14 protein-coding genes are annotated in these 13,597 nt (G+C 69.3%); 7 read left to right on the plus strand and 7 right to left on the minus strand.

The genetic code is table 11. The annotated features are described in order from the left end of the window. Positions 1 to 114: 114 nt before the first annotated feature. Positions 115 to 543 (plus strand): hypothetical protein, encoded by a 429-nt coding sequence (locus ACQPYS_RS13225; protein ID WP_433492768.1) that lies wholly within the window; start codon positions 115 to 117, stop codon positions 541 to 543. A gap of 4 nt (positions 544 to 547) precedes the next feature. Here ACQPYS_RS13225 and ACQPYS_RS13230 read toward each other — a convergent pair whose 3' ends face one another. Both ACQPYS_RS13230 and ACQPYS_RS13235 read right to left on the minus strand, forming a co-directional pair. Continuing rightward, on the minus strand, positions 548 to 1,765 hold the full coding sequence (locus tag ACQPYS_RS13230; RefSeq protein ID WP_063034274.1) for a PucR family transcriptional regulator: 1,218 nt from the start codon (positions 1,763 to 1,765) through the stop codon (positions 548 to 550). Between the two features lie 162 nt (positions 1,766 to 1,927). Next, positions 1,928 to 2,452, minus strand: a complete 525-nt coding sequence (locus ACQPYS_RS13235; protein WP_433492769.1) for a DUF3558 family protein — start codon at positions 2,450 to 2,452, stop codon at positions 1,928 to 1,930. Between the two features lie 204 nt (positions 2,453 to 2,656). Here ACQPYS_RS13235 and ACQPYS_RS13240 point away from each other — a divergent pair, with 204 nt between their 5' ends. Then, positions 2,657 to 4,096 (plus strand): MDR family MFS transporter, encoded by a 1,440-nt coding sequence (locus tag ACQPYS_RS13240; protein WP_433493039.1) that lies wholly within the window; start codon positions 2,657 to 2,659, stop codon positions 4,094 to 4,096. Here the strand turns inward: ACQPYS_RS13240 and ACQPYS_RS13245 are convergent. The 4 genes from ACQPYS_RS13245 to ACQPYS_RS13260 form a co-directional block, all read right to left on the minus strand. Beyond that, positions 4,080 to 5,063, minus strand: a complete 984-nt coding sequence (locus tag ACQPYS_RS13245) for a hypothetical protein (protein WP_433492770.1) — start codon at positions 5,061 to 5,063, stop codon at positions 4,080 to 4,082. The genes ACQPYS_RS13240 and ACQPYS_RS13245 overlap by 17 nt on opposite strands. Before the next feature lie 255 nt (positions 5,064 to 5,318). Further along, positions 5,319 to 5,870, minus strand: a complete 552-nt coding sequence (locus ACQPYS_RS13250) for a hypothetical protein (protein WP_433492771.1) — start codon at positions 5,868 to 5,870, stop codon at positions 5,319 to 5,321. Between the two features lie 262 nt (positions 5,871 to 6,132). After that, positions 6,133 to 7,932 (minus strand): hydroxysqualene dehydroxylase, encoded by a 1,800-nt coding sequence (locus tag ACQPYS_RS13255; RefSeq protein ID WP_433492772.1) that lies wholly within the window; start codon positions 7,930 to 7,932, stop codon positions 6,133 to 6,135. 13 nt (positions 7,933 to 7,945) lie between these two features. Beyond that, positions 7,946 to 9,331, minus strand: coding sequence for an NAD(P)/FAD-dependent oxidoreductase (locus tag ACQPYS_RS13260; RefSeq protein WP_433492773.1), 1,386 nt, complete (start codon positions 9,329 to 9,331; stop codon positions 7,946 to 7,948). A gap of 270 nt (positions 9,332 to 9,601) precedes the next feature. Here ACQPYS_RS13260 and ACQPYS_RS13265 point away from each other — a divergent pair, with 270 nt between their 5' ends. Continuing rightward, positions 9,602 to 10,267 (plus strand): TetR/AcrR family transcriptional regulator, encoded by a 666-nt coding sequence (locus ACQPYS_RS13265; protein WP_063034280.1) that lies wholly within the window; start codon positions 9,602 to 9,604, stop codon positions 10,265 to 10,267. On the opposite strand, the gene ACQPYS_RS13270 is transcribed toward ACQPYS_RS13265, so the two are convergent. Further along, positions 10,222 to 10,854, minus strand: coding sequence for a TetR family transcriptional regulator (locus tag ACQPYS_RS13270; RefSeq protein ID WP_433492774.1), 633 nt, complete (start codon positions 10,852 to 10,854; stop codon positions 10,222 to 10,224). The genes ACQPYS_RS13265 and ACQPYS_RS13270 overlap by 46 nt on opposite strands. A 90-nt stretch (positions 10,855 to 10,944) precedes the next feature. Between ACQPYS_RS13270 and ACQPYS_RS13275 the strand changes: the two genes are divergently transcribed. The 4 genes from ACQPYS_RS13275 to ACQPYS_RS13290 all read left to right on the plus strand — a co-directional run bounded on the left by ACQPYS_RS13275 (position 10,945) and on the right by ACQPYS_RS13290 (position 13,558). Further along, positions 10,945 to 11,412 carry a DUF4334 domain-containing protein gene (locus ACQPYS_RS13275; RefSeq protein ID WP_063034282.1) on the plus strand — a complete coding sequence of 156 codons (468 nt, stop codon included), beginning with the start codon at positions 10,945 to 10,947 and terminating at the stop codon, positions 11,410 to 11,412. A gap of 2 nt (positions 11,413 to 11,414) precedes the next feature. After that, on the plus strand, positions 11,415 to 12,503 hold the full coding sequence (locus tag ACQPYS_RS13280) for an NAD(P)-dependent alcohol dehydrogenase (protein WP_063034283.1): 1,089 nt from the start codon (positions 11,415 to 11,417) through the stop codon (positions 12,501 to 12,503). Positions 12,504 to 12,660: 157 nt separating this feature from the next. Continuing rightward, complete coding sequence (locus ACQPYS_RS13285) at positions 12,661 to 12,909, plus strand: phosphopantetheine-binding protein (RefSeq protein WP_431938351.1); 249 nt, start codon at positions 12,661 to 12,663, stop codon at positions 12,907 to 12,909. Between the two features lie 337 nt (positions 12,910 to 13,246). Continuing rightward, positions 13,247 to 13,558, plus strand: a complete 312-nt coding sequence (locus ACQPYS_RS13290; RefSeq protein WP_063034285.1) for a hypothetical protein — start codon at positions 13,247 to 13,249, stop codon at positions 13,556 to 13,558. Positions 13,559 to 13,597: the final 39 nt, after the last annotated feature.

The raw sequence follows: 13,597 nt of genomic DNA on the forward strand, positions 1-13,597 counted from the left end.
TGCCGACCCGAGTTCCGAGGTGGACCGAAGTCCGAGCGATGTGTCTGCCGGAGAAGGGCGGGTAACTATACGTTTGTCCATATCGGTTGCCGGTCGCTGGTGGAGGGAGCACGGATGTGCACGGGTGAGCAGTACGACCGCGAGCCTGAGGAGCCCGGGCAGACCTTCGAGGTGCCGGATCCGGTGGAGCTGATGCGGATCTGGTCGTCCGGCCCGGCGGCGCGCGAACGGCCCGGACCGGATTTCGAAACGGCCTTTCGGGTGGGGCTGGGCATGGCGCTGGCCCTGCTCGACGATTCGGATCCGTCCGGACGTCAGGTACTCGCCCGGCTCGAGGTGGCCGCCGCGCGCTGGGCGCGCGAGGAGGTGCCGCTGGAGATGATTCAGCACGCCCTGCACCAAGGGGTGAAAAGCGGTCTGGGCCTGCGTAATTCGGCCGAGCGCGTGGACGGAGGTTTCGTGATCGATGTGCTCGATACGTTGACCGCGGCGGTGTCGCGCGCCTATGTGGCGCAGGTGCGCAGTCGCCCGGGGCCGGCGTGAAGGGTCAGCTCGCCCGGTAACTGCGCGCGACCAGCGCGGACCGCAGGTACCACAGGCCGGACGGCTGCGTGGGATCGAAGCCGGTGAGCTGGGCGACCCGTTTGAGCCGATAATCGATGGTGTTGGTGTGGATGTGCATGAGGCGCGCGGTCCGCTGTCGGTTCAGGTTGTTGCTGATATGGCGCTGCAGGGTTTCCAGCAGTTCCGGATGATCGTCGAGCGGATCCAGCAGCGAGCCGAGGTATTCGCGGCCGGGCCCGGGCCGGGTCAGCTGATATTCCAGCGCCATATCATCGAACCGGTACAGTCCGGGCACACAGTCGAGCCGCTGGACCATATCCAGCAGTTCGTGGGCCTGATCCGCCGCCGACGGCACCTCCGCGGTGGGGGCCTCCACCACCGCGGCGCTGACCGGCACCTGGGCGGCCCGCGACAGCTGCGCGACCAGTTCGTCGAGTTGCTCGCCGGTCAGAATATCGGCGGGTAGCAGGACGGTGCCGCCGTCGACGCTCAGCAGCGACAGCGCCGAATCCTCGCAGCGGGTCGCCAGTTCGGCCTGGACCCGGCGCAGTTTGCGGCGCGCGACCACCTTGCCGTCCAGCGCCGGGACCGCTTCGTCCGGATGGGCCGGAATGGCCATCGCCAGCACGGTGTAGGCGGGGGCGATCTCGATCCCGCATTCGCGGGCCATGGTGGAGGTGCCGTGCCCGCCCAGCAGCGCGGAGGTCAGGGTGTGCACGGCGGTGTGGTGCTCGCTCACCACCGACCGCAGTTCGCGGACGTAGGCCATGGAGATACAGACGGTCATCTTGTCCAGCATCTCGACGACCAGTTTGGCCCCGTCGACCAGCGCCGAATAGTCGGTGACGGTCGCATGGGACACCACCAGGTCCAGGCCGAGCCGGAAACCCTCGTGCACGGCATGGTGGATGGTGTCGATCGGAACGCCTTCGCGTGCCCAGCCGGCGGCGGCGTTCTCCAGCCGCCGGGTCTTCTCCGGAATGTCCTTACCGTCGAGCATACTGACCGCGAGCTCGAGGCAGGTCCGGGTGATGGTGGTGACATCGCCGTGGATGGCGTCTCCCGGCAGCGTGCCGCAGGGGACCACGTTCTCCACGAAATGGCCCACCATATGGCGGGACAGTGTGCGCACATCCTGTAGCGGGGCGGACATGGGCTGGCCGGATAGGGTCAGCTTCGTTCTGGTCGTGTCGACGGTCATGCTGCTGACTCCTTCTACCCCTGGGCGAGACTGCGGCTCCACAGTAATGATCATGTGTCGTATCCCGGGTGGCTTTGCGAACTCGACTGGACGACCGTGCAGGCACCGCCCGTCGAGCTTGTGACCGGTCACAGTGGTGCGAGTTATGGTCGAATCCGCTGATCAGACCGGAAACGCGGGTGCGAGAGTACTTGCCGCGCGCTCGGCTCGGGTACAGGCGTTCTCGGTGGCGCCCGGGGCGCTGTCGACCCGTACCCGCACCACGCCGCCGTCGGCGGTGGGCAGGGCGACGGTGCACGTCGCCGCGGTATCGGCGGCGCCGGTGTGCAGTGGCCGGCCGGTGCGGTCCACCAGAGTGACCTCGGTACGGGTGTCGCCGTCACCGGCGACCTCGTCCGGCGAACCGTCGGCGGAGAACAGCACACGCAGCGCGGCCCGCTCGCTGCTCCAGCCGCAGCCCGCCCAGCCCGGTTCCGTGGCCACATCGCGCCGGATCGAACCAGGCGCGAACCCCGATTCGGTGAGGAGACCGGCGGGGAGACCACACGGATCGAAGATCGCCGCGGGGTCCGTGGGCTCGGCCGCGCCTCCGCAGCCGGCCGTGAGGATCGCGACGGCGGCGGCCGGCCCACCGAGCAGAAGGCGGGAGGAAACGTCCCGGCGGCGCGAGCGTAGAAGTGCACCCATGACGCGGATGCTATCCACCGATCCCGCTGCGCCACAGCTGCTCTGTGCGGGTCACAGCGGCGCGGGAACCAGTGTTGCTCCGCTGCACAAAGGAACGTTTCCGTCTCACCATGTGGAAATGCGGCGGCGCCTACGACGGTCGGGGGAATACGGTGGCCCGGCGATCGTGTTGAGGTGTCCGGTCCGGAGAAAGAGGGTGCGGCAGTGGTGGCGGAGACGGCGCGAACCGATGTGGGGCTCCGCTCCGAACGTGGCGCGATCCTCGGATCGCTCATGCTGGCCACCGGTCTGATCGCCCTCGATTCCACCATCATCGCGACCGCGGTGCTCACCATCACCGAGAGCCTGGGCGGTTTCGCGCAGTTCCCGTGGTTGTTCTCCGTCTATCTGCTCGCCCAGGCCGTCACGGTGCCGGTGTACGGCAAGATCGCCGATACGGTGGGCCGTAAACCGGTGATCCTGTTCGGCATCGCTGTCTTCGCGGTCGGCTCGCTGCTGTGCGGGCTCGCGGGCAGCATGCTGTGGTTGATCGTGTTCCGGGCCGTGCAGGGTATCGGCGCGGGGGCCATCCAGCCCATGACCATGACCATCGCCGGTGATCTGTACACCCTGGCCGAGCGCGCCAAGGTGCAGGGCTATCTCGCGGGTGTCTGGGCCTTCTCCTCGGTCTCGGGTCCGCTGCTGGGTGGCGTCTTCGCCGAGTACGTCGGCTGGCGGTGGATCTTCCTGATCAATCTGCCGTTGTCGGCATGGGCCGGATGGATGCTGCTGCGCCACTTCACCGAAACCCCGGCCCGTCAGCGCCGGCGGGTGGACTACGCCGGGGCGCTGCTGCTGACCTCCGGAGCGGGTGCGCTGATTCTCGGGTTGCTCGAGGGCGGCCGTGCCTGGGCCTGGGATGCCCCCATCAGTATCGCGGTCTTCGCCGGTGGCGCCGCGGTGCTGGTGTTGTTCGTCCTCGTGGAACGCCGGGCCGCCGATCCGGTGCTGCCACTGTGGCTTTTCACCCGGCGCGTGGTGATCGCCAGTTCGACGATCTCCGCCCTGGTGGGTGCGCTGCTGCTCGGTCTGACGTCCTATGTGCCGACCTTCACCCAGGGGGTGCTGGGTGCCGGTGCGGTGGTGGGCGGGCTGACGGTCGGCGCGCTGACCCTGGGCTGGCCAGTCTCGGCATCCCAGTCCGGCCGGGTATATCTGCGCATCGGCTTCCGGAGCACCGCACTCATCGGCGGGGCCACGGCCACGGTCGGTGCCGTCGGTACCCTGTTCATCGGGCCCACGACGTCCATCGCACAGGTCGCGGCCACCTGTTTCGTCATCGGCCTCGGTATGGGGCTGGTGGCGAGCCCGACCTTGATCGCCGCGCAGACCAGCGCCACCTGGGGCGAACGTGGCGTGGTGACCTCGGTCAATATGTTCGCCCGGTCCATCGGCAGTGCCGTGGGTGTGGCCGTGTTCGGCGCACTCGTGAATTCCCGGGTGGGCGATACCGGCACCCCCTCGCCGACGGCGCTGGCCGAGGGGGTGCACCTGGTGTTCGTGGCGGTGGCCGTCATGGCCGTGGCCATTGTGGTCGCCTCCGCGGTGATGCCCGGCCGCGCGGAGGCGGCCGGGCATCACCGCACCGTCATTCCCCGGCGGTGAGCACCTCCACCCGCTCCCCGGCATCGAATTCGATCACCTGGTGGACCCGCGAATCGCCGACGGGCCCGAGATCGGCGACGACGACGTCACCGCGCTGAGCAATCGATTCGACCAGGGCTTCCTGCGGATTACCGTCCGGTCCGGCGATCAGAATGCGGTCCCTGACCGCGAGTGCGTCGGCGCGGACCCCGCTGTCGATCAGGCGCGGCGTGAAAACGCCGCAGTAGGTGCGGCCGGCGGAGTCGCCGACGCCGCGCTGGGCGATCGTCCACCAGACGGGTGTGGTGCTGTCCCCCGCGGTCCGGCGGTGCCAGCGCAGCACCCGATCCCGGCCCGCTTCGGCGGCGGCCCGGTTCTCGTGCACCGAAACATGCCGACGTACCGGTGCGCTGCGCGGTTTCACGGTGCCCGCGGCACCGTCCACCACCAGGATCCAGGCGGCGGATTGTTCCTGATCGCGGGCCGCGTTCACGCGTTTGGCCAGCGCCTGGCCCGGCGTCGCGCCGAGCCGATCGGCGACCTCGGCCAGGTTCTCCGCCAGCCCGAGCGCGCGCAGGAAGGCGGCCACCTCGATTTCGGCGGTATCGAGCCGCTGGGCAAGCACCGGCATGGGTGTGCGGTCACGCCAGGCGCCACGCGCGGTGTGCTCGTGTTCGGTGAGCCAGAGCGCGGACGGACCGTGCCGATGATGGTCCAGTACCACTGCCCACCAATCCCACTGCGGATCGGTCGCCATCCGGTCCTGGATCCAGCCGGCCCGGTCGTTCGCGCGTACCTTCTCCTCCGGTGGAACGAAGTTGCGCAGTGCCGCCTGGACGGCCGACGGCGTCCGCCCGAGTTCCGCGGCGATCTCGGGCAACCCCTTACCCGCCCGCAGTTCCGCGGCGATGGCCCGGTATTCCGATTCGCGCCACGACGTCCCGTGCTGACGCGGCGGCAGCAATCGTTCCTGTCCGATTTCACTCATCACAGAACCCCCGGTTCCGAAGCGTCGGAGAGGCTTGCGGTGCGACCGGTCCGCCGGCCGAACACCACCCCTCCGACTGTGTCCTACCTGCATGATTTTACGTGGGGGGTCCGACAAAAACGGCCTCACGGCGCCTGTTCGGGCCGGGACCGTAGGGTGAGTATTCGTTCTGGCGCAAGGATTTCGGTGCGCCCGAGCCGCTGGCGAACCCGGCCCGGCCCACCGGTGCCGGTGGGCCGCAGCCGAGTTCGTCGATCACGGAGTGGAGTAGCCGATCAGCGCACCGACCCCCGCACCGATCGGAATGGTGATCAGGGCGCCCACGCCGCCCAGGAAGAAGCCGAGTACGGCACCGATCCCGCCACCGATCAAGGCGCCGATCCCGGCATTGTGCAGTTTGCGGGACTCGGTATCCGGGTCGGCCACGAGCTGGGCCACGTGCTGTCCCGCCGGCGTGGACACATCCGGTGTGAGCGTGAGGGTGCGACCATCGGCCGAGATGGCCGATGCCAGCGGCGCGGTCTGCCCGGCGGCCGCGACGCCCAGCGGCAGCGTGGTCAGTACGCGGCCGGCCGGATCCGACAGGGTGACGGCCGCGCCGTCGGCGGTGAGCGCGAAGCTGCCGGCGTCGAGAGTCGTGACGATCGCGGTGCCGGCCTCGTTCGGCGCCACGACGTAGCCGATCCCCTGCTCGGCGCCGCGTACGGCGACCTCGGTGGCCACGGGCTGCGCCTGCGCCGTCCCCGCGGCGACTCCGAGGGCGCCGATCGAGATCAGCGCGGTGGCGGCGAGTTGCTTGATTCTCATGGTGTTCCCCAATTGTTCTGCCGGCGCCGCGGCGCCGACGGTCCCCAAGAAGCCGGATCTCGGCTCGGAACCCATTCTCACGGAACAAGATCGAGCCGACAATGCTTTGTGCGAATCGGCGCTGCCGTGACTTCGGCCGCGCCGCGCATCATCCGGCGCCATCCACGGCGCTCCGTGGGAGTCCGGCGGCGGCGGAGATTTCGCTGTCCGGACAGGGCGTGCGGGTGGTACGACGCCGCTGTGCTACCCGCACGCCTCCCCACTACACGTCCAGGATGTGGGGGAGCCCAGCCCGGAACCGGTCGGCGTCGATCTTTTTCGCCGCGTCGAAGGCAGGCGGCGCGACCAGCGGGAACACCGGTGCGTGCGGCGCGGGATCGTCCGCGGCGTCGATGATCGCATTGGCTGCCGACCGGCCGGATTCGTTGGCGCCCTCCATGGTCGCCAGATCGATATTGCTGCGCACATGATCGCCGCCGAAGAACAGATTCGGGATGGCGCAGTGCGCGGTCGGCCGGTGCTCGTAGGAACCGACGGTATTGACCAGCAACGGGGTTTCGTTGTGGGGAGTGCCGCCGGACCAGCGGACCCCCGGATCGAGATGCCAGGAGTGGAGATCCTCGTCGCGCAACCACCCGGTGCCGGTATTCAGCCACAATTTCAGCTGCGCCCAGACCTCGTTCGCGATTTCCGGCGCGCTGCACTGTTTCGCGGGCCGGTGATGGAGAATTCCGGGGGTATCCCAATCGGAGATATCCACCGAGAAGCATTCGGCGACCGAACCGTCGCCGTACTGGGCAGCGAAATCCCCGACCCACATCGGCGCCTGTCGCAGCGCGGTCAGCGCCCACGGTGATCCCAGCGCCGCGATATGGCCCTCCGGAATATCGGTGGGTCGGCGCAGATAGAACTGGATACCGACCATCCAATCGGTGAGCAGTTCGCGCATACCGGCCAGCCGGGGATCGGCGGACAGAATCGCATCGTCGAGCAAGGGGACGGTCTTCTCGATCGGCATGGCGCAGACGTAGTGATCGGCGACCACGGTATTCGCGCCGCCGCCGTCGGTGACGGTGACCGACTCGATCCGGCCGTTGCCGTAGTTCAGCCGGCTCGCGCGCGGCCCCATGACGAACTGCACACCTCGGCTGCGCAGATGGGTCGCCCACGGATCGATCCAGGCCGCATTGGTCGGGCGGTTCAGGATCCGGTCCACACCACCGGAGAATTCGGGGACGAGGCCCGTTCCCGCCAGGACCAGGGCTTCCCCGATGGTGCCGATGGTGCGCGCCGAACTGAGATGCGGTTTCGCCGCGACGGTGATCCGGGTGAGCGCGTTGACCAGGTAGGACCGGTAGGCCGGCGATTTGCCGTCGGCGCGCATGATCTGTTCCCAGGTCGAAAACTCCCACTGCCCGAACCGGCGCTCGGTGCTGGAGGTGAACCACATGAGCATCTGTTTGGCGAAGAAGGCCAATTCGTGTGACGGCAGTTCCGGAATGAATCCGAACGCGCTGATAATGCTGTTCTGCAGGCGTTCCGGGGTGAGCTGGTCGAGCGCACCCACCTCCACCGGCGCGAAGATCGGTGGTCTGTCGCGGAATCCCGCCACCGTCCCCTCGACGCGGATCAGATTGTCGAGTACACCGTTCGGATTACCGGGGAACGGAATACGACGCATGGTGTCGGGAATGTGCTGATAGCAGCCGGGAAAGAAGCGGAAGCCGTGTTCGCCGGGCAGATCCGCCCGCCCGTCGGCTCCGGTGCCGGGGACCGGCATACTGCGTGCCTTGCCGCCGAGGAAAGCGGGTTCGTAGACGGTCACCTTGAAACCACGTTCGGCGAGCTCATGCGCGGCGGACAGACCGGCCATGCCGCCGCCGAAGACGGCGACCTCTTTTCCGCCCGTGCGTAGGCCCGGAGTCCGGCCCCGGGGGGCGGCAGCGCGCGCGGTGCCGCCGGTCGCCGATCCCGCCGCGAGGATCGCGGCGCCGGCGAGGGCACCGCGCAGGGCGGTGCGGCGGTCGATCGAGGCTGACTTCTTCGGCAGCTGATCCGACATGGTGAACTCCTGGTCAGGCGGTGGCGGTACCGGGGGACGGCGGGGGCACGGCGGGCGGGGCGCCGTGCAATGTGGTGAAGGAAGTGTGGAATTCGTCCGCAACGGAACGGATTTCGTGCGCGATATCGGCGAGCGCGGGTCTCGGATCGCCGCGGTGGTGCCACAGCGCCCCGGCGGCGAGGCGGGCCATGCGCGCCGGGGTGTAGAGCTCGGCGGGCCGCCGGGTGCGGGAGAAGATGCCGAGGGTGATCGCCGCCAGGGTCGGATCCTCGGTCGCGGCGCGGTACAGCTCGACTTCGAGCGGGCTCATCGCGGTGCCGCGGGCGAGCCGGTTGGTCCAGTGATAGATCTCCCGGCATTCGCGTACCCGCCGGCGCTCCCATGCGGCGACGGCGCGGTCCAGCCGGACGGGGTCGTCGAGAACCGGTGCGACGGCTTCGGCCAGCAGGCGTCCGTAGTGCAGGGCGTCGCGGATGCCCTGAGCGGTGACGGGGTCCTTGAAATGACCGGAGTCACCGGGGAGCGTCCAGCCCGGCCCGCTGGAACGGCGGAAATAGGAGGCGATATCGGTGGCCGACCGTACCCGGCCCACTCTTTCGCAATCGCGCAGCCGCTCCCGCAGCGGCGGGATGCGGTCGAGCGCGGCGGTATAGCGCTCCTCGGCGTCGCCGGGGCGCGGCGGGCCCGCTGCGGCCGGCGGCTGGACCAGGCTCAACAGCAACCCGTCGTCGCAGGGGAAGGCGGTGCCGAGATCGGCGCCCACCCGCCACTGTGCGGCGATATCGCGCCGGTCGCCAGAGGGGTCGCGCCAGTAGGCGAAATAGCAGTCGCGCCCGCTGGGCGTGGATTCGTACGGAGTCGGTGCCCCGGCCAGTTTCGCCACGGTGCTCCGGCGGCCGTCGGCGCCGACCACCAGGGCGGCGCGGATCTCGACGAGCCGGCCGTTGGGGTCGATATAGCGCACACCGGCACAGCGCCGACCGTCCCAGACGAGTTCGGTCACCCGACATTTCTCGCGGATTTCGGCCCCGGCCGCGCGGGCGGTGCGCACCAGCGCGTGGTCGAGGCCGGTGCGGCGTACGCACAGGGTGTAGTCGATCCCGTCGACCTGCGGGAACCTGCTGGCGATCGCATACTCCGCCGCGGCGGCGTAGGCCCGGGTGAGTCGTGGCGCGCCCAGTTTCTCGACGGCGTCGAGTGCGTCCAGCCGGGACAATTCGGCGACTCCGGCGGGCCACAGCAGATGGGTGGACAAGGTGTCGGAGGGAAAGCGCGAGCTGTCCAGTGCGACGACCCGGCGGCCCGCTCGGGCGAGAGTGGCCGCGGTGGCGGAACCGGCACACCGGGCGCCGACGACCACGGTATCGGCCTGCTCGACCGCGCTGGGGGACTCGGCCACGGTAACCGTCCTCGGTCATCGAGTCTCGGACAGTATGTCCGATTGATGGTGCGGTGCGTCGGCGTGATTGTCAACTATCCGATCGGCACTGTCCCGCACAGTTTTCCGGCGCTGCGCCGGATCGCGTCGACTGCCTCGGGGCTCGCGGCGGAACCCGAGGGGTGCGCCGGCGGGGAACCGACCGGCGTGGACAAAGGCGGGCACAATGTCTGCCATGGACTTTGCGAGCCGATATCCACTGCACCGTGCGCTCGGGCCGGGGAGTGCCGGATGCCCTCGCTGACCCGGACCCCGCGGTCCGCCCGGAAATCGGACGAGGACCGCCGGGCCGAGTTCGAACAGCGGGTCCTCCGGGCAGTCGAGGATCTGCTGGCCGACGGCACTCCGTTCACCGAGATCGCGGTACAGAAGATCGCCGCCACCGCGCGGATGGCACGCTCCACTTTCTACCGGTACTTCCCGGACAAGAGCCAGCTGTTGATCCGGACCGCCGACCTGGCCACGGCCGATCTGTTCGAGGCCGCCGAGCGGTGGTGGGGTGCCGAGCACACCGAGCGGGAGGCGGGGGTGCGGCGGGCGATGAGCGCGATGATCGCCGGGTTCCGCCGCCACCGCTATCTGCTGTTGGCTCTGAGTGAGGTCGCGGCCTACGACCGGGATGTCGGCGCCTATTGGCGGGCCCGGGTGGCTACCTTCGTCGACCTGGTCCGCGCCCGCCTGGAAACAGATCGTGCGGCCGGTCGCGTCGCGCCCGAACTGGAACCCGCGGCGACCGCGCTGGTGCTGGCCGCCATGGTGGAACGCTCCATCACCACCGCGTTCGCGGTGCCGACCGGGATCGGTGACGCGGAACTGGCGGCCGCGCTGGGCCGCTCCATCTGGCTGGTGGTCTACGGCGACGCCCCCGCCGGTGGTGGTCCGGCCGGCACGGCCTGATCGCAGTCAGGGCGGGGGGCCGGTGGTTCCGCCGGGAACCGTCCGACCAGACGCTGGGCCGCGAGCACCACGGCGGATCGCTGGGTGGCGATCCGGGCGGCCGGCCCGGGGCCCGCGTGCACGGCGGTGCTGCGGGCGAGGTCGGTGAGCATGCGCAGGAGCATGGGTGCCGCGATATCGGTGGTGACCAGACCCTCCCGCTGCCCGCGGCGGATCTCGGCGAGCTTGGGATCGATGGTCCGGCGCAGCACCCGGTCGATGTGCTCGTCGGCGGGCTCCAACTCGGCCCAGGCCTGGAGCCGGGCATTCTCCGGGTGGGCCAGGAAATGGTCGAAGAGGCGCCCCACATAGCCGGGGATATCGTCGGCCCGCAGCGCGGTCTCGGTCGTGGTCTGCCGGGTCCATCGCTCGGTGACCGCGGCATAGAGCTCGGATTTGCCGGGGAAGTAGGCGTAGAGGCGGTCCTTGCTGGCGTGCGCGGCCGCGGCGATGCGATTGATCCGGGCACCGGCCGTGCCGTACTCGGCGAATTCCGCTGTGGCGGCAGCGAGAATCCGGTCCCGGGTTGCCTGGCCTGCCGCGCGCATACCCCGAATCCTATCTTGCCGAACCGGATGGTTCGGAACTATCGTCGTTGCCGAACCAGATGGTTCGCCGAACCCGTCGATGGGACAGATATGAGCGCGGAGAAACCACGGTGGCAGCGACTGCGGGAGCTCACCGAAGGCGTTTCGGTGGCGGAGCTCGACGATCTCTGGGCACGGTTGCGGCCCGCCCGCGCCGAAGAGATCCTCGGCGAGTGGCGCGGTGGCGCCTTCCAGACCGGGCATCCGCTGTGCCGGGCGCTGGCCAAGAGCCGCTGGTATGGCAAGACCTTCCACGCGCTCGGCGATGCCAAACCGCTCATCTGCCGCGCCGAGGACGGCACTCTCTTCTCCAATGTCGAACTCGGCCAAGGCGAGGCGACACTGTGGAATATCGAATTCCGGGGTGAGGTGACCGCCACGATGGTCTACGACGGCCGCGCCGTCTTCGACCACTTCAAATGGCTCGACGACACCACACTGATGGGCATCATGAACGGACGCCCGGAACTGGTGCTCGCCGACGGCCAGTTCTTCTACTTCCTGCTGGAACGGGTGTAGCGATGCAGACGACGGCGGTCCTGTCCCGCGATCCGGCGGCACCGTTCTCGGTGGAAACGGTGGACCTCGACGAGCCCCGCGACGACGAGATCCTGGTGCGAATCGCCGCCGCTGGTATCTGTCACACCGACCTGGCGAATCGGGTGCTGGGTAAACCGGACCGGCCGGTCCTGCTCGGCCACGAGGGCGCCGGGACCGTCGAATCGGTCGGGTCGGCGGTGACTTCGGTGGCGCCGGGCGACCACGTGGTCCTCACCTTCCGGCACTGCGGTGCCTGCCCGAACTGCGCGGCCGGGCGGCCGGCCTACTGCCGGAATTCCACCGCGCTCAATCACTTCGGTCGCCGACCGGACCGCTCCCCGCGGGTCACGGTCGCGGGCCTGCCGGTCCGGGACGGTTTCTTCGGTCAATCCAGTTTCGCCGGCTACGCGCTGGCCACCGCGGACAATACGATCGTCGTCGACCCGGCGGCCGATCCGGCCGTCGCCGCCTCGTTCGGCTGCGGCTTCCAGACCGGCGCGGGCGCGGTGTTGAACGCGTTGCGGCCGGAATCGGGGGCCTGGCTGGCGATCTACGGTGCCGGCGCGGTGGGGTCGGCGGCGCTACTGGCCGCCCGCACGGTGCCCGGGGTCCGCACCGTGGTGGTGGAGACGGCGGCGGCCCGCCGGGAGCTGGCCCGCGACCTGGGGGCCGACGAGGTACTGGATCCAGGGGCGGCCGATACGGTCGCCGTGATCGGGGAAATCACCGGGGGCGGTGCGACGCACGCCCTGGATACCACCGGGTCGCCGAAAGTACTGGCCGCGGCCTTCGCGGCGCTGGGCACCGGCGCCACCGTGGTCGCGGTCGGGCTGGGCGCGGGTGTCCCGCAGATCGATGTGCGCGATCTGGTGTTGAGCGGCAAAACGGTTCGCGGTTGCCTCGAAGGCGATGCCGAACCGGCCACCTTCATCCCGCACCTGCTCGATCTGCACACCCGCGGGCTGCTTCCGGTGGACCGGCTGGTGACCCGTTTCCCCTACACCGAGATCGACAAGGCCCTCGCCGCGCAGCACGAGGGCACGGTGATCAAACCGGTACTCACCTGGTAGTCATCCGGCCGTGTTCGGTGTCCGGACATCTGCGCGACGAAACCCGTTACGGTACCGCACATCCCGATGTCGTATCCGGAGTCCGTGCTGCGGAGGCCGAGCGGACGGCGCCGTTCGCTCGGTGCGCCGGTGCCGGACAGTGGCAAGGTCGATCGTGATGCCCGATACCGTGCCGATCCGGGACCATGTCGCGGAATTCCTGCACACCCATTGCGATCTGGAGTTCGACGAGATCCCGCCCGAGGCCGCCTTGGACGATCTCGACGTGGATTCGTTGACGATCCTGTCGATCGTCGTGCTGGTGGAGAAGGCGTACGGCCTCGGGCTGTCCCAGCGGCAGGTCGCCGCCGCCCGGACCTCCGATCTCATGGGACTGCTCGGTGTGCGGACGGCCGCCCGGCCCTGATCCGGTCCGTCCGGCCCGCGCGGATCGTCCGCCGCTCGCCGCCGCGGCGGAGCACGCCGGACAGCGGGCGTGTCGAGGCCGTGTTGTGACAGCTCGGTGACCCGCGCGGAGCCGCCCGGTCGATCCGCGGAATTGGATGCCGATCGATAGCGGGAACCTCCAGGACGCGCGTGTCGCGCATACGACACGCCGCCGCTCACCGGCCCGACCAGAAAAAACCGGTGAGTCTCACCCCATCGCGCCCCGATTTGCGCTTCAATAACCGGTCGGGTTCGGCTTTACGGAATCGGCATTCGCCGCCACCGCATGTACCGGCATCCGAGAGGGGCACGACCAGATGAGCACGATCCTCACTGCACTGCACGATGGCCTTCCGGCACTGCACGACCACTACGCCGTACTCGCCCAGCTGGGTGATCCGAGTCCGGAAGCACCCCCGCTGTCGGACAAGATCATCCAGATGACCAGGTACCTCACCTGGTTCGTCCTGTTGTCCGGTGTCACTTCGATAGTCTTCGGCGGCGGCAAGTTCGCCTGGGAGAAGTGGAACGGCGGTGCGCTGACGGCGCCCAAACAGATCGCCGGCGCCATGGCCGGCGGTGTGGTGGCGACGAGCGCCGGGACGATCATGAACGCGATCATGGGCTGACGTCCGGCGGGTTCCGCCGTCCGGGCGTGGGCTCGTGGA

Source organism: Nocardia grenadensis (assembly GCF_050942415.1).
Lineage (GTDB): Bacteria > Actinomycetota > Actinomycetes > Mycobacteriales > Mycobacteriaceae > Nocardia > Nocardia grenadensis.